Origin of the sequence: Parapedobacter flavus (assembly GCF_035818675.1) — a bacterium.
GTDB classification, from domain to species: Bacteria; Bacteroidota; Bacteroidia; order Sphingobacteriales; family Sphingobacteriaceae; genus Parapedobacter; species Parapedobacter flavus.
Genome location: NZ_JAYKZZ010000016.1, coordinates 152,682 through 174,609, shown reverse-complemented (window position 1 = coordinate 174,609; position 21,928 = coordinate 152,682). Strand labels below are relative to the sequence as shown.

The 21,928-nt window shown below is 49.8% G+C and carries 20 protein-coding genes; 2 read left to right on the top strand and 18 right to left on the bottom strand.

The features are described 5' to 3' along the window. The first annotated feature begins 18 nt into the window (after positions 1 to 18). Together U9S71_RS13995 and U9S71_RS13990 are read left to right on the top strand one after the other, a co-directional pair. A complete protein-coding gene (locus U9S71_RS13995) occupies positions 19 to 732 on the top strand; it encodes a S24 family peptidase (RefSeq protein ID WP_326328133.1) in 714 nt (237 codons plus the stop codon). Positions 733 to 994: 262 nt separating this feature from the next. Next, complete coding sequence (locus U9S71_RS13990) at positions 995 to 4,255, top strand: S41 family peptidase (RefSeq protein ID WP_326328132.1); 3,261 nt, start codon at positions 995 to 997, stop codon at positions 4,253 to 4,255. A gap of 63 nt (positions 4,256 to 4,318) precedes the next feature. Here the strand turns inward: U9S71_RS13990 and U9S71_RS13985 are convergent, their stop codons facing one another. The 18 genes from U9S71_RS13985 to U9S71_RS13900 form a co-directional block, all read right to left on the bottom strand. Next, the gene (locus U9S71_RS13985; RefSeq protein ID WP_326328131.1) at positions 4,319 to 5,698 is read right to left on the bottom strand and encodes an NADH-quinone oxidoreductase subunit N; all 1,380 of its coding nucleotides are present in this window, start codon (positions 5,696 to 5,698) and stop codon (positions 4,319 to 4,321) included. 58 nt (positions 5,699 to 5,756) lie between these two features. Then, positions 5,757 to 7,208 (bottom strand): complex I subunit 4 family protein, encoded by a 1,452-nt coding sequence (locus U9S71_RS13980; protein ID WP_326328130.1) that lies wholly within the window; start codon positions 7,206 to 7,208, stop codon positions 5,757 to 5,759. 23 nt (positions 7,209 to 7,231) lie between these two features. Then, on the bottom strand, positions 7,232 to 9,151 hold the full coding sequence (nuoL, locus tag U9S71_RS13975; protein WP_326328129.1) for an NADH-quinone oxidoreductase subunit L: 1,920 nt from the start codon (positions 9,149 to 9,151) through the stop codon (positions 7,232 to 7,234). 49 nt (positions 9,152 to 9,200) lie between these two features. Further along, positions 9,201 to 9,530 carry an NADH-quinone oxidoreductase subunit NuoK gene (gene nuoK, locus U9S71_RS13970; protein ID WP_326328128.1) on the bottom strand — a complete coding sequence of 110 codons (330 nt, stop codon included), beginning with the start codon at positions 9,528 to 9,530 and terminating at the stop codon, positions 9,201 to 9,203. Next, positions 9,531 to 10,028, bottom strand: a complete 498-nt coding sequence (locus tag U9S71_RS13965; protein WP_326328127.1) for an NADH-quinone oxidoreductase subunit J family protein — start codon at positions 10,026 to 10,028, stop codon at positions 9,531 to 9,533. It lies immediately after the preceding gene. A 27-nt stretch (positions 10,029 to 10,055) separates the two neighbouring features. Further along, positions 10,056 to 10,577, bottom strand: coding sequence for a NuoI/complex I 23 kDa subunit family protein (locus tag U9S71_RS13960; protein ID WP_326328126.1), 522 nt, complete (start codon positions 10,575 to 10,577; stop codon positions 10,056 to 10,058). Positions 10,578 to 10,601: 24 nt separating this feature from the next. Continuing rightward, on the bottom strand, positions 10,602 to 11,639 hold the full coding sequence (gene nuoH, locus U9S71_RS13955) for an NADH-quinone oxidoreductase subunit NuoH (protein ID WP_326328125.1): 1,038 nt from the start codon (positions 11,637 to 11,639) through the stop codon (positions 10,602 to 10,604). 45 nt (positions 11,640 to 11,684) lie between these two features. Continuing rightward, the gene (locus tag U9S71_RS13950; protein ID WP_326328124.1) at positions 11,685 to 12,701 is read right to left on the bottom strand and encodes an NADH-quinone oxidoreductase subunit G; all 1,017 of its coding nucleotides are present in this window, start codon (positions 12,699 to 12,701) and stop codon (positions 11,685 to 11,687) included. Positions 12,702 to 12,772: 71 nt separating this feature from the next. After that, positions 12,773 to 14,125, bottom strand: coding sequence for an NADH-quinone oxidoreductase subunit NuoF (nuoF, locus tag U9S71_RS13945; RefSeq protein ID WP_326328123.1), 1,353 nt, complete (start codon positions 14,123 to 14,125; stop codon positions 12,773 to 12,775). A 5-nt stretch (positions 14,126 to 14,130) separates the two neighbouring features. Next, entirely contained in the window at positions 14,131 to 14,673 is a 543-nt protein-coding gene (locus tag U9S71_RS13940; RefSeq protein WP_326328122.1) for an NADH-quinone oxidoreductase subunit NuoE family protein, read from the bottom strand. Further along, positions 14,666 to 15,901, bottom strand: coding sequence for an NADH-quinone oxidoreductase subunit D (locus tag U9S71_RS13935; protein WP_326328204.1), 1,236 nt, complete (start codon positions 15,899 to 15,901; stop codon positions 14,666 to 14,668). The genes U9S71_RS13940 and U9S71_RS13935 overlap by 8 nt, the downstream gene beginning before the upstream one ends. A 6-nt stretch (positions 15,902 to 15,907) precedes the next feature. After that, on the bottom strand, positions 15,908 to 16,414 hold the full coding sequence (locus U9S71_RS13930) for an NADH-quinone oxidoreductase subunit C (protein WP_326328121.1): 507 nt from the start codon (positions 16,412 to 16,414) through the stop codon (positions 15,908 to 15,910). Then, entirely contained in the window at positions 16,407 to 16,958 is a 552-nt protein-coding gene (locus U9S71_RS13925; protein WP_326328120.1) for an NADH-quinone oxidoreductase subunit B, read from the bottom strand. The genes U9S71_RS13930 and U9S71_RS13925 overlap by 8 nt, the downstream gene beginning before the upstream one ends. A 127-nt stretch (positions 16,959 to 17,085) precedes the next feature. Then, positions 17,086 to 17,463, bottom strand: a complete 378-nt coding sequence (locus U9S71_RS13920; RefSeq protein ID WP_326328119.1) for an NADH-quinone oxidoreductase subunit A — start codon at positions 17,461 to 17,463, stop codon at positions 17,086 to 17,088. A gap of 89 nt (positions 17,464 to 17,552) precedes the next feature. After that, on the bottom strand, positions 17,553 to 19,286 hold the full coding sequence (locus U9S71_RS13915; protein ID WP_326328118.1) for a tetratricopeptide repeat protein: 1,734 nt from the start codon (positions 19,284 to 19,286) through the stop codon (positions 17,553 to 17,555). A 26-nt stretch (positions 19,287 to 19,312) separates the two neighbouring features. Next, on the bottom strand, positions 19,313 to 20,224 hold the full coding sequence (locus tag U9S71_RS13910; RefSeq protein ID WP_326328117.1) for a PstS family phosphate ABC transporter substrate-binding protein: 912 nt from the start codon (positions 20,222 to 20,224) through the stop codon (positions 19,313 to 19,315). Between the two features lie 273 nt (positions 20,225 to 20,497). Beyond that, the gene (locus U9S71_RS13905) at positions 20,498 to 21,331 is read right to left on the bottom strand and encodes an energy transducer TonB (RefSeq protein WP_326328116.1); all 834 of its coding nucleotides are present in this window, start codon (positions 21,329 to 21,331) and stop codon (positions 20,498 to 20,500) included. A 28-nt stretch (positions 21,332 to 21,359) separates the two neighbouring features. Further along, positions 21,360 to 21,917 carry an ExbD/TolR family protein gene (locus U9S71_RS13900; protein ID WP_326328115.1) on the bottom strand — a complete coding sequence of 186 codons (558 nt, stop codon included), beginning with the start codon at positions 21,915 to 21,917 and terminating at the stop codon, positions 21,360 to 21,362. Between the last annotated feature and the right edge of the window lie 11 nt (positions 21,918 to 21,928).

Sequence of the window (21,928 nt, the reverse complement as noted above, 5' to 3'; positions counted from 1 at the left end):
ATATCAAATTGGAGTAAAATGAAAAATATCGTGGAATCCATTGATTTACAATCGGAAAAAGTTGGCCCTCGTCTCAAGGAGGTCCGGAATTCATTGGGAATGACGGTAGAAGAGTTCTACAGCCCATTAATGAAGGCCTTTAATAACGGCTCGTCCATTGAAAACAATAAGCGCAATATAGGCAAGCGGCTCGCCAAAGATATTATCGAATATTACAATATCAACCCAAATTATCTCCATACAGGGAAGGGCGATAAGGTTCTTAAAGTACGACCCTACCATAAGAAGACGTTCCAGCCACAGCCGGCAGGCAATGAGGAAAGTGTACCCTTTTTTGACGTCAAACTTACCCAGTTGCAAGCGGGGTTCATCGATATCTTCAGCGAAAGCGTACCCGAGTACTATGTAAACTACCGTCCTTTCAATGACTGCGCGGCATACCTGCCAATTTATGGCGACAGCATGTTTCCGCGCTTTGTCAATGGTGAGATCATCGCCGTAAAAGAAGTCGTTAACCGTGATGTCATCCTGTGGGGGGAAGCCTACCTCGTCGTTACTGACGAACGCGCCAATAGTATGATTACCGTAAAACTGCTTCATCAGCATGAAGAGGCCGAGAAAATTATTCTTCGGGCAAGCAATCCAGCATATAGTGGTGACACGGTTATCGACAAAGCCGCCATCGTTCGGCTGTATATTATTAAGGGCAAAATAACGCGCAGCCAACTGTGACGAAACACCAGCGCGATAACGAATGGGCAGTGGCGGATAAAAAAAGAAAATTTTTCGGCCTCCGGCAATTTTTGGCACCGTTTTCGCTATTACTCAGATAGGTTTAGGTTGATAGCCCCTAACCCCATTGGGGCGGCCGTTCCGACGCAAGTCGGAACGGTTTTTTTATGTCAAGCCCACACCCCTGCCTCCCTAATTTGAAAATGATTTTCTTAACTTCGGTCCCTGTACCTTTAATTGATTTAAAACGTAATCGCATCTCATGAAGAAAATCAATTTACTCATTGCCCTACTGTGCTGTATTTTGGTCACCACTGCGCAAGAAGAAGCGCGCTTGCTTCGTTTTCCCGCCGTTCATGGCAACCAGCTGGCATTTACATATGCGGGCGACCTTTATGTAGCATCGACCGAAGGGGGGATGGCCCGGCGCATCACCAGCCACCCTGGATATGAGCTATTTGCCCGATTCAGCCACGACGGCAAAAAGATTGCTTTCACTGGCCAGTATGATGGCAATACCGAGGTATTTGTTATTCCGGCGCAGGGTGGTGAGCCCAAACGCATCACGTATACCGCGACACTCGGCCGTGATGATGTAGCCGACAGAATGGGCCCCAACAACATCGTCATGGGTTGGACGCCTGACGATCAACATGTGATTTACCGAGGCCGCGGGACATCGTTCAATGCATTTAAGGGCAAGTTGTACCTCGCGCCACTCACCGGGGACCTAAGCCGAGAGCTGCCTTTTTCGGTGGCCTCCTGGGCATCTTACAACGCCGACGGCACCATGCTGGCGATGAACCGCGTATTCCGTGAATTCCGGACCTGGAAATACTACCGTGGAGGGATGGCCGACGACATCTGGCTGGTAGACCCCGCAACGGGAACGACCAAGAACCTGACCGATAACCCTGCACAGGATGTTTTCCCGATGTACCATAAAAACAACATCTATTTTGTGAGCGACCGTGAGCGCATAGCTAACCTATACGTCTACGATACCCACACCAAGCAAACCAAGAAGGTTACGGACTTCACCGACTACGATGTTAAATTCCCTGCTTTGGGCGGCGATGCGATCGTCTTCGAAAATGGAGGTTACATTTATCTCCACAACCTACTCACCGGCCAAACCGAACAACTGCACATCACCATCGCAGAAGATTTCGCGTCCGGCCGCTCCAGGCAAGTGGATGCGTCCGAATTTGTATACAGTGCTGACCTCGCTCCCGATGGCAAGCGGGTAGTGTTCGGCGCACGTGGCGACGTATTCACCGTGCCGGCCAAAACTGGAGTGACCCGTAACCTGACACAAAGTAGCGGCGCACACGACCGTAACGTGGGATGGAGCCCCGATGGACGTTGGATAAGTTTCATCTCCGATCGTACTGGGGAAGACGAACTATACATCCAGCGGCAAGACGGAACAGCGCCTGCCAAACAACTCACCAAAGATGGCGGGGCCTATAAGTTCACCCCTGTGTGGAGCCCGGACAGCAAATACCTGCTATACGGCGATCGTAGCCAAAACCTTTATGCCGTCGATGTGCAGTCGGGCAACACCACGTTGATTGCACATGCCGACGAGGGTACGGTTGGTTCATATACCTTTGCACCAGATAGCAAGTGGGTCGCTTACACCCTTCCCGGCCGTGCCCGCGAGTTTACGGTCATCAACCTTTTCAACCTCGACAGCGAGAAAACCATCCCGGTAACCGACACGTGGTACAACAGTGGCCAACCCGAGTTCAGCCCCGACGGAAAATTGCTATATTTCGTATCGCAGCGTGATTTCAGCCCAACATATGGTAGCACGGAGTGGAACCATGTGTATAACGATATGAGCCGTCCGTATTTCGTGCGGTTAAGCGCAAATAGCAAATCGCCGTTTGCCGAAAAAAGTGACGAGGTAGTGGTGGATGATGATGATGAGGGCGGCGAAAAAGAGGATGATGACACGAAAGAGAAGGCGTCTTCGAAAAATGACGATACCGTAACGGTGGATGAAGAAGGGTTGGCCGACCGCATCGAGAGTCTTCCGGTAACACCGGGCTCCTACTACCGGCTCGTGGCCACCAACGAAGGCCTCTACTACTCCAGTCGAGCACGAGGCAACAGCGGGTTTAAATTTTTCAATCTCAAAGATAAAAAGGAAACCGACATCGGCAGTTTCGGGAATTATAGTGTAACGACGGACCGCAAGAAAATTCTAATCCGTAATGGCGATGGATTTTTCATCGAAAACCTAGGCAAGTCGAAAATAACGCCCTCCAACAAAGTAAATCTGGGCGGAATGAAAGTAACGGTAGACCTGAAAGCGGAATGGAAACAAATCTATGACGAGAGCTGGCGCCAAATGCGGGATTATTTCTACGACCCAAATATGCACGGCGTAGACTGGGAAGCAATGCATGATAAATACGCACCATTGTTACCATTCGTGAATCATCGCGATGACCTCACCTACCTCATCGGCGAGCTGATTGCCGAACTAAACATTGGCCATGCATACGTGAATAGTGGCGACCGGCCCGACGTAAACCGGATACAGATGGGACTATTGGGTGCCCGGTTAAGTCGCGATGCGAGCGGCAACTACCGCATCGACAGCATACTCTCCGGTCAAAGCTGGAACAAAGAGCTGGTGTCGCCGCTGCGCGCGCCAGGCGTAAATGCTCACGCAGGTGAATACATCGTCGCCGTCAACGGCACCCCGATGAAAGACGTGGATAACATTTACCAGACGCTCGTCGGCAAGGCAGGTCAACTGGTGGAGATGGAGCTCAGCGCGGCATCGTCGGGCCAGGGACCCCGCACCGTATTGGTGAAACCCATCAGCGATGAGTCGGCACTCTATTACCACGAATGGGTACAACAGAACATGGAAAAAGTCACCGCCGCAAGCGATGGCCGTATCGGGTACGTACATATCCCTGATATGGGGCCGGAAGGACTTAACCAATTCGCCCGCTACTTTTACCCGCAGTTGGACAAGGAAGCCCTTATCATTGACGACCGAGGGAACGGTGGGGGCAATGTCTCGCCGATGATCATCGAGCGCTTGCTACGCAAACCCGGACTGGGCACCATGCGGCGCAACAGCAAAACAGCCTCCATCAAACCCGATGCACATGTGGGACCGAAGGTATGCCTCATCGACCAGTACTCGGCGTCGGACGGTGACCTGTTCCCTTGGCAGTTCAAGTATTACGGCATCGGGCCCCTCATCGGCCAACGCACCTGGGGCGGGGTAGTGGGCATCAGCGGTTCACTGCCATTTATCGATGGCGGCGATATGCGTAAGCCAGAGTTCGCACATTTTGCTGCCGATGGTTCGTCGTTTATTATTGAAGGCGAGGGCGTACATCCGGACATCGAGGTGATCAATGATCCTTATCAGGAGTACAAGGGTAACGATGCACAACTTGCGCGCGGCATCAGTGTATTACTGGATAAACTCGCTGATGGAGGTACCACAGGCGTACCACCGATACCCAGTTTCCCCGATAAGTCGAAATAACAAGAATTTCCAGTGGCTTTGTAGGATAGATGCAATGCCACCGGAGATTTACTGTCGCTACATTTATAGCAAGCCAGTGAACCACGCGGGGTAAACGCCCAGCAATAGCGTGATCAGTGCCGCCAGGAAAAATACGACCGTGTATGGGACACTAACCACAACGGTATTGCGGTCTATCGGTTTGAAATACATCGCCACGATAACACGGAAATAATAGAAAATGCCCATGGCGGCATTGATAACGGCGAGTACGACCAATAGCACCTGGTAATCGGCCAATACGCCCGAGAACATCATGAACTTACCCACGAAGCCTGCGGTAAGTGGTATCCCCGCCAATGACAGCATCGCGATGGTAATGGCCAACGCTAAGTAAGGGTTCTTTTTGGCTAAGCCATTGAATGCCTCGAAATGTTCGCTTCCAGTTGCTTGCTTTACTAAGATGAGGGCGCCAAAAGCGATGATGGTGGACAGGGAGTAGGCCGTGGCATAGAAGAGTACTGAGTCGGCAGAGGTTGCACCGATGGCCACAATAGCAAAAAGCAAATATCCAGCATGGGAAATACTCGAATAGGCCAACATCCGTTTCACGCTCTGCTGTACAATGGCAGTAATATTACCGACAAACAGCGTGATGATAGTCATCACCAATAGTACCGGCATCCAGAAATCTTGCAACGGCACAAAACAGAAATAAAATAAACGCAGGAAGCCCGCGAAGGCTGCTGTTTTGACCACCGTTGCCATAAATATCGTAACCAGTATCGGCGCACCGTCATACACATCTGGTGTCCAAAAATGGAACGGTGCAGCACCCACCTTAAACGCCAGTCCAACAATCAACAACAAGATACCCGCGTAAAACAGCGGAGATATCTCGTGGGGATTGGATACTACATATTCCTTGATGGCGGCCAAGTCGAATGAGCCACTGGCGCCATAAAGCAGCGCAATACCAAACAATAAAAAACCGGTGGAAAACGCACCCATCAGAAAGTATTTCAGCGCCGCCTCGTTGGAGGCAAAATCTTTCTTACGGATGCCCGCGAGGATATACAGCGCAACAGACATGATTTCGATACCGATAAACAGCATGGCCAGATTATGGAAGGAAACCACCAACGCCGCACCCGTCAGCGAGAATAGGATAAGGGCATAATACTCGGCCACATGGGGGCTCGATTTGTCGAAATAATCTTTGGATAGCAGCAACACCAATGCGGTTAACACCACGCACACCACGGAGAAAGCCACGGCAAAATGGTCAAACAATACCATACCACTATACAGCGGCTCGGCGCTTATACCCCACTGCACGCCATAGCATCCTAACGCGGTGACAAGGCCAAACAAGGACACCGGCAGCAGCGCCTTCTGAGCTTTAAACAACCCCAGATACAGCACCAATATGGCTAACAAAGACAGCGTAATGATTGCACTCATGTTTCGATTATTATCTTAGTCCTTCCGTAATCACTTCCGGAAGGTGTATTCTTTCATTTTATTTGACCAAACTGATCTTTTCGACCAACTCCGTAACGGCCGCCTCGGAGATATCCAGCAATGGTTTCGGGTATACGCCGATCCCAATCACCAGCGCCACAACCGCCGCCAGCACCACCCATTCGGTTCCTTTTATGTCGGCAAAACCGATTGTTTGGGCATTCGTCTCACCCAACATCACCTTTTGGTACATCCGTAGTAAATAGACAGCGCCAAGAATGATGGTAAGTCCGCCGAAGGCGGCATACCAGATTCCATACTGATAAATACCGATCAGCAACAGAAACTCACCGACAAAGCCGTTGGTAAGCGGCAGACCGATGGCACCCATCACGATTATTAAAAACGCAATCGCCAGTGCCGGTGCCGATCTCGCGATTCCACCCATAGCACCCAAATCGCGCGTGCCCAACCGGCGGATGAGGATATCTACAACAAAGAACAGCCCCAGCACACTGATGCCATGATTGACCATCTGGATGATGGCGCCTTGCAAGCTCTGTACATTCCACGCAAAAACGCCGGCCCCAATGAGGCCTACGTGTGCGATAGACGAATAGGCTATCAGCCGTTTCGCATCGCCTTGCTTAAACGCAATGACGGATGCGTAGACTACCCCGATGACACACAGTACCAAGGCCAACTGTCCGTAGGCGGCCACACCCAGCGGAGCAATGGGGATCAGCCACCGGATAAGGCCGTACACACCCATTTTGAGCATGATCGCCGCCAGTAACATCGTGCCTGCAGTCGGTGCCTCGGTATAGGTATCAGGCTGCCAGGTGTGGAAGGGGAAAATCGGCATCTTGATCGCAAAAGCAATGAAGAACGCCCAGAAAATCCACCGCTGCGTACCACTGTCGAGCGCCAGCTGGTAAAACGAACTAAGCTCATAGTCGCCCGAGGGCACCTGCACGTGCAGGTAGATGATGGCGATAAGCATCAACAGGCTTCCGAAAAAGGTATAAATGAAGAATTTGATGTTTACACGGACACGGTTCTCGCCACCCCATAGGGCGCAGATAAAATAAATGGGAATCAGCGCCGCCTCCCAGCCCACGTAAAATGCGAATGCGTCTAGGGCAGTGAAAACGAGTAGCAGCCCGGCCTGCATAAACAATATTAGTGCATAGAAACCACCTTTGTAATCATGATTGAACGCAGAAAGGATAATCAAGGGGATAAGCCCATTGGTAAGCAGCACCAGGGGCAAACTGATGCCGTCTATGCCGATATGGAAGTGGACGCCGAATGCGGGTATCCATGCAAACCGCTGCTCAAACTGCATACTAGCATCCGGAACGAAGTTAACTAAAAATGGGATGGTGAGCGCTAAGGAAAGCAGCGACACCAGCAGCGCCAGTTGCTTGGCCGTACGCGCTTGCCGTACCAAAGCGAGCGCCAGAGCTCCAAGGACCGGAATTAAGAGTAGTATAAATAGATTGTCCATGTACGCGATATAACTTTCGTCGATTAACCGTTAAAAAAACCATAGGCCAAAAGCGCCACAACGGCGATGACCATCATAAAGATATAGGAACCCACGTTGCCGGTCTGCAACAGCCGAATTCCGTTGCCCGACTCACCCACACGTTTTCCCAAACCATTAACCAACCCATCGATGCCTGCCCTGTCTACGATACGGTAAAAGAATACCGATAGCGCATTAAGTGGGCGTACAACGATGGCATCGTATAGTTCATCCACATAAAATTTATGGTAAGAAAGCCGTGCGAGCAGTCCACGCGGTGCATCGTCTGACTCCAGAACGATGCCCTTAACTGCGTATTTCCGATAGGCAAATACCGCCATGACGATTGCCCCGACTGCAGAAACAGCCATGAGCACGTACTCGGTACTGTGGTCTAAATGGAATGCCCCCGTTACCGCGACGGAATCAGCAAATACCGGCGAAAGGAAGTCGGCCAAGGCATGCCCCCCACCCAGCGCTGATGGCACATTAAGCAAACCGCCTACGGCTGCGAACACAGCGAGGATAACCAAGGGTATTGTCATCGTAGCTGGCGACTCGTGCAAGTGGCTGGCCTGTTCAGCCGTACCCTTGAACTTGCCGAAGAACGTCAGCGAGAGCATCCTGAACATATAAAACGCCGTGAATAGCGCACCGATGAATCCAAGCACCCACAGCAATTTATTCTCGGCAAACGCATGGGCAAGTATCTCGTCTTTAGAAAAAAAGCCAGATAACGGCGGTATGCCCGCAATGGCAATCGTGGCAACCAGCATAGTTGCATACGTGATGGGCAAGTGCCTTTTCAAACCACCCATACTGCGCATATCCTGCTCATCGCTCATGGCGTGGATCACTGATCCAGCACCCAAAAACAGCAGCGCCTTAAAAAAGGCGTGGGTAATGACGTGGAAAAAGGCACCCGTGAAGGCACCTACCCCTAACCCCAGAAACATATAGCCCAATTGTGATACGGTGGAATAGGCTAGCACCTTCTTGATGTCGTTTTGTGTAATAGCGATGGCGGCCGCCAACAAAGCCGTGCAGATGCCAATAGCAGCAATTACCTGCATGGTAATCGGCGAAAGCGTAAACAGGATGTTGGAACGAGCAATCATGTAAATACCGGCGGTAACCATCGTAGCGGCGTGGATCAATGCCGACACGGGCGTTGGGCCGGCCATAGCATCGGGCAACCAGGTGAACAGCGGTATCTGGGCCGATTTACCAGTAGCAGCAACAAAAAGTAGCAACGTAATCAGCAACAATGTCGTATCGCCCATGGCCATACCGGCCGCCTGCGAAAATACGCCTGTAAACTCCAACGTACCGAAGGTGTTGAATATCAAGAATACGGCAATGAGGAAACTCAAATCGCCAATGCGGTTCATCACAAAGGCTTTCTTTCCTGCGCTGGCAAACTCCTTGTTCTTAAACCAGAAGCCAATCAGCAGGTAAGAGCATAGGCCAACCCCTTCCCAGCCGATGAACATGACCACGTAGTTTGACCCCAGCACCAATAGCAGCATGAAAAAGACGAAAAGGTTGAGGTATGCAAAGAATTTCGCAAATCCCGCATCGTGCTTCATGTAACCAATGGAATAGACGTGGATGAGAAAACCGATGCCGGTGACAATGAGCAGCATAATGGCACTCAGTGGATCGACCAAGAAGGAAAGTGAAACGCTCAGGCTACCAGCGGTAATCCATTCGAAAATGGAATGGATAAATGTTGCGGATTCACCGGCTTGCCGGGCCGCATATACCTCCGCAAATACGCCGCAGCTCAACAGAAAGGAGGCCAACACCACGCCACTACCCAATAGCCCAACCAACGATTTAGGCAACGCATTCCTGCCCACGCCGTTGATTAGAAAACCAATCAGTGGCAAAAGCGGGATCAACCAAATTAAATCTATCATCTTTTGTTAATCGTTCAAATCATCAAATCGACACATCATCGCATCAAAATCACCCCCGCAAGCGGTTCAGCGCATTGATATCCACTGAACGGGTATTCCGGTATACCATCACGATGATGGCTAAACCTACCGCAACCTCGGCAGCAGCCAACGCCATGATGAAAAACACAAACACCTGTCCGGCCGGATCGCCGTGATGCACCGAAAACGCGGTAAGCAGCAAGTTCACAGAATTGAGCATCAATTCGACAGACATCATGATGATGATGACATTACGGCGTATAAGCACGCCCATGACGCCGATTGCGAAAATAATACTACAAAACAGGATATAGTGATTGAGCGGTACACCCTGTATATTTTGTACGATAGTTTCCATTTATGCTTTTTTTGGATCGTTCTTGGCTAATAGTACCGCGCCCACCATGGCGGTCAACAATAATATCGAGGATATCTCAAAGGGCAGCAAGAAATCGCTAAACAATACCTTTCCCAGATTAGACACCAGTCCGATGTCGGGGTTTTTCAGCACTACAGGATCAGACACCTCCAGTAAACGGAATGATGCGGCTAGCGTTACCAATAAACACATCCCTGCAATGACACCCATGAATTTCACCAGATTGGACTTGAGGGGTTCGGTATCTTTATTGAGGTTGAGCAGCATCAAAACGAAAAGGAACAGCACCATGATGGCCCCCATATAAACAATGAAATTGACCACCGCGAGAAACTGCGCGTTTAGGAGAATATAATGCACCGTAAAGGTAAAAAACGTAATAACGAGGTAAAGTACGCTGTGCACCGGATTCTTAGTAAAGATGGTCATCAGCGCAAAGAAGATAGACAAAAAAGCCACAAAATAAAAAACGCTCATGCTGTTTTCGTAAGGGTTATCAGCGGACTAGGCCGTGGGTTCATGTTTTTCCGTAAAGTCAAACCGGGGTTCCACCAATTTGTCTTTGCCATAAATAAAATCCTTGCGGAGGTAGTCGGCCGTTACGTGGGGGCCATCCAAGTAAATGGCTTCCTTGGGACACGCCTCCTCGCAAAGACCGCAGAAGATGCAACGAAGCATGTTAATCTCATACACAGCGGCATACTTTTCTTCCCTATAGAGGTGCTCCTCGCCTTTTTGGCGCTCGGCAGAAATCATGGAGATGGCTTCGGCGGGGCACGAGAGCGCGCATAATCCACAAGCGGTACACCGCTCCCTTCCATCCTCATCGCGCTTCAGCGAATGCTGTCCGCGGAAATTTTTCGAATATGGCCGCTCTTCCTCCGGATATTTCACAGTAGGTATAGGCTTGAAAAAATGCTTGATGGTAATGCCCAGTCCCTTGAAAATCGCCGGGAGGTAAATACGCTCCCAGAAGTTCATGGGCTTCTGTTCCAATACCTTTTTTCTGTTGCTTAAAGACTGCATATCGTTTCCCCTAACCAAATTTCGTTAAAAAAATGTATCATTGATAATGGTAATCACCCCGGTCAACACAATATTGGCGATAGCCAAGGGTATCAATACTTTCCAACCCAGGTTCATCAACTGATCGTAGCGGAAGCGGGGCAGTGTCCACCGGATCCACATGAAGAAAAAGATGAAGGCGAATATCTTGGCAAAAAACACCACGACGCCGATGATGGTAATCCAGTTCTGGGAGAGGCCCAGCGCATCCATGAAGGGAAAATTATACCCCCCAAAATAAAGCGTGGCCATCAGTGCCGACGAGACAAACATATGGATATACTCGGCAAACATATAGAGGCCGAGTTTCATGGATGAGTATTCTACGTTGTAGCCACCGATCAATTCCGTCTCGCACTCAGGCAAATCGAACGGTACGCGGTTGCATTCCGCGAACGAGCAGATGAGGAAAATAAGGAAGCCCAACGGTTGTACCCATATATTCCAGTTCACAAACCCCGACTGCTGCTCGACAATCTCTTTCAATGAAAGCGACTGGGTAACCATCAACAAGGCGATCAAGGAAAGGCCCATGGCCAGCTCATAACTGATGCTTTGCGACGCAGCACGAACGGCCCCCATCAACGAAAACTTATTGTTGGATGCCCATCCTCCAAGCATAATACCATAGACGCTGAGCGCAACCACGCCGAACATATATAATACGCCGATATTGACATCCGTTACCTGTAGTTCGATTGCCCGTTCACCGATGGTGAGTGTTTGCCCCCAGGGAATAACTGCGCTACCTATACAAGCAGTAATGATGGCAATGGTAGGCCCGAGGATAAATAACGACCTATGTGCGCCGGCAGGAATGATTTCTTCCTTAAAGAAGAACTTGCCACCATCGCACAGTGGCTGGAGGATACCGAAAGGGCCAGCGCGATCCGGCCCAAAGCGATCTTGCATAAAACCGGCTACCTTACGTTCGGCCAACGTGGAATACATCGCAATCACCAGCGTGATCACAAAAATCAGGCTCACTAATACTACTTTCTCAATGACAAACGCGAGTTCCATATACTGTATTTCCAATTTTTCTAAACCCCGAAGGGCTCGTTAATGCTATGGTAGTAACCGCTCCGCACGGTCAAACTGGTCTTTATTAGCCTCCTGTAAGGCCAAGTTCTCCTTGACCACCGGCGGCGGGGTCAACAGCTCGTAGTGGTTTGCCGAAATGACAGACGTCCGTTTCACCGTGCGTGGACCATCGATTACCCAATCTGCTGTCGACTTTTTATCAAACCGGCAGGTATTGCAAATAAACTCCTCGGCTTCGCCGTAGGTATCTTTTCGCGCCGTGACCCGCAACACTTCTTCTCCTTTATACCATAGGGTCACCTTGCCACTGCATGTGGGGCAATCGCGATGGGCTTCAACCGGTTTGGTAAACCACACGCGGTTTTTGAACCGGAATGTCCTATCCGTCAGTGCGCCGACCGGGCATACATCGATCATATTGCCAGAAAATTCATTGTCTACCGCCTTTGTGATGTAAGTAGAAATTTCAGCGGCATCGCCGCGACCCAAAACACCATGCACACGCTTTGGCGTGAGCTGGTCGGCTACCATCACGCAACGATAGCACAGAATACAGCGTGTCATATGTAGCTGTATCTTGTCGCCGATGTCTATTTTATCAAATGTGCGCCGTTCAAACTCGTAGCGGGTATCTGCCAGGCCGTGTTCATAGCCCAAGTCCTGCAGGTGACATTCGCCGGCTTGGTCACATATAGGACAGTCAAGCGGGTGGTTGATTAACAGCATCTCCACCACGCCTTTGCGTGCCTCCAACACCTCCGGTGAGGTAATATTCTGCACTTCCATCCCATCCATCACCGTGGTGCGGCATGAGGCGACCAATTTGGGCATAGGCCGCGGGTCCTTTTCCGACCCTTTACTTACCTTTACCAAGCAGGTACGGCACTTCCCACCACTACCTTCCAACTTAGAATAGTAGCACATGGCCGGCGGCACAACGTCGCCACCGATTGCGCGTGCAGCATTCAATATCGTCGTCCCGGGGGAAACCTCCACCGGGATACCGTCAATGCTTACCTTGAATTTAACGTCTTCAGCCATTCCTTTTTCAGCTATTTGCTGGCAGCCATCCGCTTCCAGCCCTGTTAACTTGGTACTTCAAACTACTCCGTTCAGACCACCGGCTCCAACGGATCGGCGTAATGTGCTAATCCGAAATTACGGACCTGCGATTCCTCACCATTGCTCACGTGCCACTCAAATTCATCCCTGAAGTGGCGGATTGCACTAGCCACTGGCCATGCGGCGGCATCTCCGAGCGGGCATATCGTATTACCTTCGATGTTCTTGGCGACATTCACCAACAGGTCAATGTCGCTATACGAGCCGTGCCCATGTTCGATATTATGCAATACCTTCTCCATCCATCCCGTACCTTCACGGCAGGGCGAACATTGCCCACAACTTTCATGATGGTAAAACCGGGTGAAATTCCAAGTGTTACGCACGATGCATTGATCCTCATCAAATGCGATAAATCCACCGGACCCCATCATTGTCCCACTTTGGAATCCGCCCTCGGCGAGTGACTCGTAGGTCATCAGGCGCGGCTCGCCGGGCAATGTCTTCATGATCAAGTTGGCCGGCAGGATGGGTACGGATGACCCCCCGGCTACCACCGCTTTCAGGCGTTTGCCATTGGCGATGCCTCCGCAATATTCATCGGAGTAAATAAATTCTTCTACGGGCACACCCAGCTCGATTTCGTAAACACCCGGCTTATTCAGGTTGCCGCCGGCAGAAATCAACTTGGTACCTGTGCTCCGGCCCACACCGATCTTAGCGTACTCCTCGCCGCCATCGTTGATGATGGGTACCGTGGCCGCAATAGACTCGACATTATTCACCACGGTAGGCCGGTTATAAAGCCCTGATACAGCAGGGAAAGGTGGCTTAATCCGCGGATTGCCTCGCTTTCCTTCCAACGATTCAAGTAGAGCGGTTTCCTCGCCGCAGATGTAGGCACCCCCACCAGGCTGCACGTACAACTCGAGGTCGTAACCGGTACCCAAGATATTCTTGCCGAGAAACCCTGCATTTTTTGCTTCGGCAATCGCTTTTTCAAGGATACGTATCTGCGGCATCATCTCACCGCGCACGTAGATGTAAGATGTATTGGCCCCCAAAGCATAGCTGGAGACGATCATGCCCTCAATCAATGCGTGGGGAATATGGGTCATCAGGTAGCGGTCTTTGAACGTACCCGGCTCTGACTCATCGGCATTGCACACCAAATAGCGTGGCACGCCTTCGGGTTTGGCCAGGAAACTCCATTTCATCCCCGTTGGGAAACCGGCACCGCCCCGGCCACGCAAGCCCGAAGCTTTCACCTCTTCGACCACCTCGTCGGGGGTGAGTGCCTTCAATGCCTTCTCAACAGCCCGGTACCCCCCTTTTTGGCGGTATACCTCGAAGGTTTGGATACCCGGAACATCGATATGTGTCAACAATAACTTACGAGCCATAATTATCAGCTTTCAGCCGTCAGCTCTCGCCCTTCAGCCTTATTCTTCAGTTCTTTTATCAATTCATCTACCTTTTCTTCAGAAAGCTTTTCATGAAAGGTGTATTCGGGCCCAATCTGCAATACCGGCCCGTAGCCACAGGCGGCCAGACATTCCACACCCCGCCAGCTGAACAATCCATCGGCGGTCACCTCACCCTCTTTCACGCCCAGTTGCTGCTCGATATAAGCCATAATGCGCTCTGCCCCCACTAAACAACAAGGCCCGGTACGGCACACTTCCAAGACATATTTGCCTTGCGGCCGTAGGAAAAACATGGTGTAAAAGGTGGCTACTTCATACACTTCGATGGGCTCAATTTGCAGATAAGCCGCCACACTGTCCATCGCAGGGACGCTCAGCCAGCCATACATGGCCTGCACTTCGTGTAATATCGGCAGCAAGGCCGACTTCTGGCGTTCTTCTGGATAGCGCGCTACGATCTCGGCAAATTTACCCAGCGTTTCGGCCGTAAACTCCACGGGTTCATTATGTTTCACACTAAGCATCCAATTCTCCTGCTATAACATTTAAGCTACTCATGTTGATGATGGCGTCGGAAAGTAGCATCCCGCTACTCATCGGCGCATACATCTGATAGTTGATGAATGATGGTCTGCGGAAATGCAACCGATAAGGGGACCTACCGCCATCGCTGATCAGGTAAAAGCCCAACTCCCCGTTTGCTCCCTCCACACTATGGTAAACCTCATTTTTCGGTGTGTCTATCTCGCCCATTACAATCTTGAAATGGTAAATAAGGGCCTCCATATTATTATACACCTGCTCTTTCGGCGGAAGGTAAAATGCCGGTACATCCGCGTGGAAAATACCTTTTGGCTCCTTTTCGATCTTATTCAATGCCTGTTCGATGATCTTAAGGCTCTCCCACATCTCATTGTTGCGAACCATGAAGCGATCGTAAACATCGCCTTTGGTGCCTACAGGAATATCAAACTCAAATTCTTCATAAGACGAGTAGGGTTCGTTTACTCGAACGTCGTAGTCGACGCCTGTAGCGCGCAGTATCGGTCCGCTCCAACTGTAACCCAATGCGGTTTTGGCGTCCACGGCAGCTACGTCTGCTGTACGATCGATGAAAATCCGATTGCGGTTAAAGAGCTCTTCAAATTCTTTCAATACCGGCGGGAACCGTTTCAGGAACTCGCGTATCTTGTCGAACGCCGTCTGGTTGAAATCCCGTTCGAACCCACCGATCCGACCGATGTTGGTCGTGAGCCGTGCCCCGCATATCTCTTCGTAGATTTCGTAAATAAACTCACGCTCCTGTAATACATAAAGGAAGCCGGAGAATGCACCGGTATCTACGCCCAGAATCCCGTTGCAGATGATATGGTCTGTTATGCGTGCGAGTTCCATTACAATCACACGCATATACTGTACTCTTTTGGGAATCTCGATGTCGAGAAGCTTTTCAACCGTCATGTGCCAGCCCATATTGTTGATGGGCGAAGAACAATAGTTAAGGCGGTCGGTAAGCGGTGTGATTTGATAGTAAGGGCGGTGTTCTGCAATTTTCTCAAATGCGCGGTGGATATAGCCAATGGTTGATACACCACTGACAATGCGTTCGCCGTCGACCTGGAGGACATTTTGGAATACCCCGTGTGTGGCGGGATGTGTAGGCCCCAGATTGAGTGTAAACAACTCGTCCTGCGGGTCGTTGTCGCTAAACACAGGTTTATTGCCCTTTATCGTGGAAACCGAATTGCTCATCATATCTTATCTTCCGAAGAAATAGTCTTTCTTATCTATCTTATTGGGGTCTTCGAGCGGATATTCTCTCCGCATGGGGAACACCTCCATATCGTCTACATTCAGGATGCGGCGCAAGTCGGGATGGCCGACGAACTGTATCCCAAAAAAATCGTAGGTCTCACGTTCCATCCAATTGGCTCCATCCCACAAAACCGTGGCAGTTGGAATTGCAGGGTATCTGCCCTGCAAAAACACTTTAATGCGGATACGCACGTTGTTAACCAGGCTATGTACATGGTACACCACGGCAAATTCATTTTCCAGATCGGGGTAATGCACCGCCGTAATATCCGTCAAATAGCCAAACTGCAGTCCGTCGTCGGTTTTCAAAAACTCCAAGACATCCAAAATCTGCGTCGTGTCGGTCTCCAGCGTCAGCAATCCAAAGGGTTCCGTTACGTTACGGATGACACCTTCGGCAAACCGGCCTTGAAGACGTTTCAGTACTGCGTTATTATCGAGTTTAGCCATGCGTGTGTATTCCGTACTTTTCAAGTAACGCTTTGTATTCGGATGAATTGCGTCTATTCAGCGATTCATTTTTGACGATTTCCTGCAACCGCATCACGCCATCCAGGATTGCTTCGGGCCTTGGCGGACACCCCGGTACATATACGTCTACCGGAATCACCTCATCAATGCCCTGCAATACCGAATAGGTGTCGAATATGCCGCCGCTCGATGCACATGCGCCTACGGCAATTACCCACCGGGGTTCTGCCATCTGGATATATACTTGCCTAAGTACCGGCGCCATTTTCTTAGCGATGGTACCCATAACCAACAACATATCGGCCTGCCGCGGCGAAAAGCTTGGCCGTTCTGCGCCAAATCGGGCCAAATCATAGGTAGCACCCATGGTCGCCATAAACTCGATTCCACAACACGACGTAGCAAACGGAAGCGGCCACAACGAATTGGCCCTAGCCAGCCCAATAGCCTTATCTAGCGTCGTGGCAAAAAAACCCGACCCTTCTACGCCTGGCGGCGCCGGCGCCAATTTAATATCACTCATGCTTACTCCGGTCTTACCTCAAAAAAAACTCACCTATATTATAGTATAGACGAGTTGCAAAACTACAATATATTGGATGCTTATCGGGCTAATTGTATTATTTAGAAACGTTCTACCATATCATGGCTCAGTCCCATTCCAGTGCTTTCCGCTTGATGATGTAGATGAACCCAAGCAGCAGCAACCCCATAAAAACAAACATCTCAATCAGTCCTGACAATCCAAATTCGCGGAAGTTTACAGCCCAGGGGTACATGAAAATAACTTCGATATCAAAGATGACGAATAAGATGGCCACGATAAAATACTTGATGGAAAATGGTTGGCGCGCATTTCCAATTACCTCTATCCCCGACTCAAACGCACCTAACTTACTTTCAGTCCTTACTTTGGGTCCGATAAGGTGCGTTATAACGATTGTTCCTATGCCAAATCCCGCTGCCACAATCAGTTGAATCAATATGGGCAAATAATCTTGTGGGGTACTCAACAATTCCGATTCCATCACATCTGTATTAAGGTGGGACAAAACTAAAAAATAAAGCGCTAATTCGGAAATTAGCGCTTTATCAAAGTCGTTAAACGCTGTAGTTTCTATTTACCCGTAGAATCTGCTGCCGGGGTCGCTGTTTCCTGCTCCAAATACTGCAGGGTTTGCTTAGCCCAAGCATTTTCCGGGTCTAGTTTTAATATTTCAGCAATCAGGTCGCGCCCCTTCTGGTATTCACCGCGCTTCACACTGACCACGGCAATTGTGCTGTATGCATCAACCAACTTACTTTTGTTCTTCTGAATCTCAGCATCGCCTTTCTCCTTCACCATTTCTATATACTTCAAGAAGTAAGGCTCCGCAAGCCCTTTAGGATTTTCAGTATCATCCAACAGGTTATTTACATTGGCACGGTACAGATAAGCATCTTGTGTAGTAGGAGCCTTCTCGATGACCACTCCAAATGCCGTATCAGCCTTATGCAGCAAGGCAGCTTCTTCGGGGCCACGCTCAGCCACAGGCGTCGTGGCAACCGCAAAGTAGGAAGAGTATCCCAAGTAGAAATTATCGTAGATGAAGTTACGCGACGCGGGTGTAGAAGCCGCAATTTCGAACACCTTTGAGGCATCTAAAAATTTCTTGTCGGAAAAAAGTTCTTTACCCACATCGTTCAGGTCGTCAGCAATGGATGAGTCGACAGCTACGGCTTTCTTCAACTGGGCAATCCCCTCGCTGAATAAGGTCTCATCGGTGGGGTTGCTCTGGGTCGCCAATTTGATGTCGGCGAGCCCCAAGTGCAAGTAGTCACGCGGAATGATCCGATCAGCCTCCATCCGAGCAAATAGCTTATCCAGCGCATCCTTGCTTTCCTGCAATTGCTGGTTCTCATAGGCCGAATATCCCAGGTAACGTAACACTTTCGGATTTACATCTTCCAACTGTGCCAGCTCCGCAGCCTGCACCTGCAACTCTTCATAATCTTTTACATAAACCAAGAAGTCCGCATAACGAATCCGTGAATCTACCGTATAATCGGTTTTATCCATATATTGCTTATAGAATTTCACCGCTTCTTGGTTACGCGCATCATAATCTTCAATGGTCGTGGCCGTATTGGCCCACGCGTGGTAAGTCTCGGCCAGCTCGCGATATGTAGGTGCATAGTCCGGCACCTCTTCCGCGATTTTCTTCAAACCATCTATTGCCTCTTGCCAAGCATGAGATAACCGTGTAATCACTTGCAACTGTACTTTTGCACGCGTCAACGTATTATCCAGCAGCGATGCATCTCGATAATTCACATAAGCGGGACTAGCGCTTTCCAGCCCGAAATACGCGTCTCCGAGTGCCAGCGGAATCATCGGATCCTCGTCATTCTTGGCCTTTGCCTGATCCAGATACTCCACGGCCTTCTGGTAGTTGGGTTCGGGTGCATCGATATAGGCCCTACCAATATGGTAAAGCTCCAAGTAATCACGTCTGCGAAGTTTCTCGGTAGCCTCAGCAAATTTGGCTGTCGCGGCGCTCTCATTGCCTTTATACAAGGCCACGATACCTTCTCCTACTGTATTAAGCCGCTCCTTCTTATCGGCAAGCTTACCTTGTTCGAAAATGGCTTGCGCAGAATCAAGGTGATCGTTCTCTATATAAACAAGCCCTAAATAAAAGTAATTTTCACCATCTTTCGGCTTGTTCTTCACAAGCGTCTCCAACATCTGCTTAGCTTGGGCGAACTGCTCCGCATCGATGGCCTTCTTCGCATCGTCCAAGCTTTGCGCCTGTACTCCCGTAACCACAAAAGCAAGGGATATACCCCATATCATTGCTTTTTTCATCATTTTTCTCTATTAAGTGTTTAATCTATTTACTTCCTGATAATCAATTCTCTAGGCGGCAAACTATCTGGCATCAAGCCTGACTTCAAAATAATCCGCTGTCCGGACAACCCTGTTAAAAAGGCTGCAAACCCCATGCCCAAACCCTTTCGGGGCTCGGCATTGATAACGTAAACCGAACGCGACAGGGGGTAAATTCCTTCCGCCAGATTCGACTGTGATGGCTTATAAAAACCGTCTGACCCTAGCTTCCCTGCCTGATTGCGCACCCCTAACACCTTTATCCCGTCCGCATACCGCTGAAGTGAACTATCCGGTCTCACGACCCAGTTCAATCCCAAGACACCGATCGTTTGCGGGGTCTCATAGACATACTTCAGCACCTCGCTATTCGACTTTAACGCATACACCCCTGCTTTCGGCAGCGAATCTACCCCAGCTAGATCTTTCAGGTAGCGCACCGTACTGGAATTCGGATTATCGAACACCAATCTACTTACGTGACCCTCCGTCTCTTCACCTCTCATTACACGAATGATATCGTCTACCGTCACCGCCGAATCGGCACTGTTTTCGTTCACCACCAACGCCAAGGCATCTTCGGCAAACCGGTATACCCTAGGCCGGAACTGGCGGGCTTCAAAGAACGTCATTTCCTCCGCATTCAACTGCCTAGTGAGTACGGCAACCTCTACTTCGCTATTCACAAGTTTGGTTATGATCTGGTTTTCCTGGGCAGCAGACAACGCTACGTCCGCTTGCTCATATAAGTGTTCGAAAACCGCCACTTGTTCTTCCATAATCGGAAGCACCGTCTCATCCACCAGCACCTGCAGTTTACCGCCCACGATGGTTTGGTTTTCCTTAGGCTGCGGGTTATTACACGACCCTAACACAGCCAAGAGACCAAAAATGTGCGGTAATAATACTAATTTTTTCATAGTTATGAAAAAATAACCTGTTTTTTTGCTCGCCTTCACCTTATCGATTTTGCCACAGCCGTACAAATCGGAAGAACGAATAAACCACCAATAGCAGTCCGAACAAAACCCGATATGTGCTATCCAGCTCGAGTGGAAAGTCCTTCCAAAAGACGACTACCAATCCCAGCGCCAGATAAAAGCCAAACATAAATAGGCCCAAAACAGACAGAAACCGCTTGGTGGGCGATTTCTGTCTGCCATTGCTATTTTTATAATCGTGCGGCACCGATCTTACTGCTGAAGATTAAGTCGGATAGGCAAGGTGTACGCCACGCGTACGGGCCTTCCGTTTTGAACACCTGGGCTCCACTTTTCAGCTTTGGAAAGCAACTTCACCGCAGCATCGCCGGTGCCATATTTCAAATCTCGGACGATTTTGATATCCGTCAAGCTACCATCGCGTTCGACCACGAAAGAGACCTGAACCACACCGTTTACACCAGCTTCGATAGCCGATTGCGGGTAATCGTAATTATTACCGACCCACTTCATAAATTCGGCCATACCCCCCGGAGGTTTCGGATCGATTTCGACCGATTGGAAAATCTGATTGCTATTCGTTTCTGTCACTTCAGCATCGATTTCACCTTCGCCAACGGGTAAGTCTATACGGATTTCGGCGTTGGGGTCTCCCTCAATAGTCTTCGAACCCGGGTCGGCAAGCTTCAGCTCTTCGACTGTAGGTGGCTCTTCATCCTGTACCTCTTCCGCTGGAACCACTACAGGTTCCGGCATACGAACTTGGTCTACGCGCGGAGGTGGCGGCTCCACCGGTGGGGGCGGAGGTGGTTCCTCCTCGTTTACCGGGGGTGGTTCCGAAAGAACCACCTCCGTTTCTATCAGCTTTTCAACTTCCTCGGTCGACTTCATGTCTATGCCCACCCATCTTGCTATTGCAGGGGCTAACAGCAACGCTACGAAAGCGAAGGAAGCTACCAACAACCCGATATTGGTGGCTTTGGGCGAGAGTTTTCGAAGCTCATAAGCTCCATACTCCTTATTCCGCCCCTCAAATACCACATCGAGCCATTCCTTCTTAAAAATATCTAATTTAGTACCAAACATAATCTATTGTTTTACGTGGTGGTGATCGTTAGTCATTATATAAGCCATCGCGCTCCAACACCTCGATCTCAGGCTCACTAATGGTTCCAATCATATATTGCTTGGCTTCCACAATATTCATCTCATCCAGGATATCCACGAGATTGCGGTGGGTTGATTTATCGCTAGGCCTGATGACCACAATGAGTCCTTTTTCCGAATCGCCAGTTAATCGGGGAACCTCTTCCAATTTATCCAGCAGGATTGGACGGATACCGTCTTTCCCATAGTCGACAATTTCCGGCCCCTCAATAGGCTCACTATAGGTACCCATGTACCATTCGATTTTATTGTCGGAACCCAATAGGAGCGTCATTGTTCGGTTGTCAGCAATCTCCAACCGATCTTCGGGATCCTCTTCGTTTTTATCCGGCATCGCCACGTCCATGGCGTTCGGCTTATTCAAAGAGGTTGTAAGCATAAAGAACGTAATCAGCAGGAACGCCAAATCTACCATCGCGGTAAGATCCACGCGTCCGCCAGCTTTCTTGCTCCTTACCTTACCACCCTTCTTGCCGCCGCCACTATCTTGATTTAATTCTGCCATTGCATTAAAAT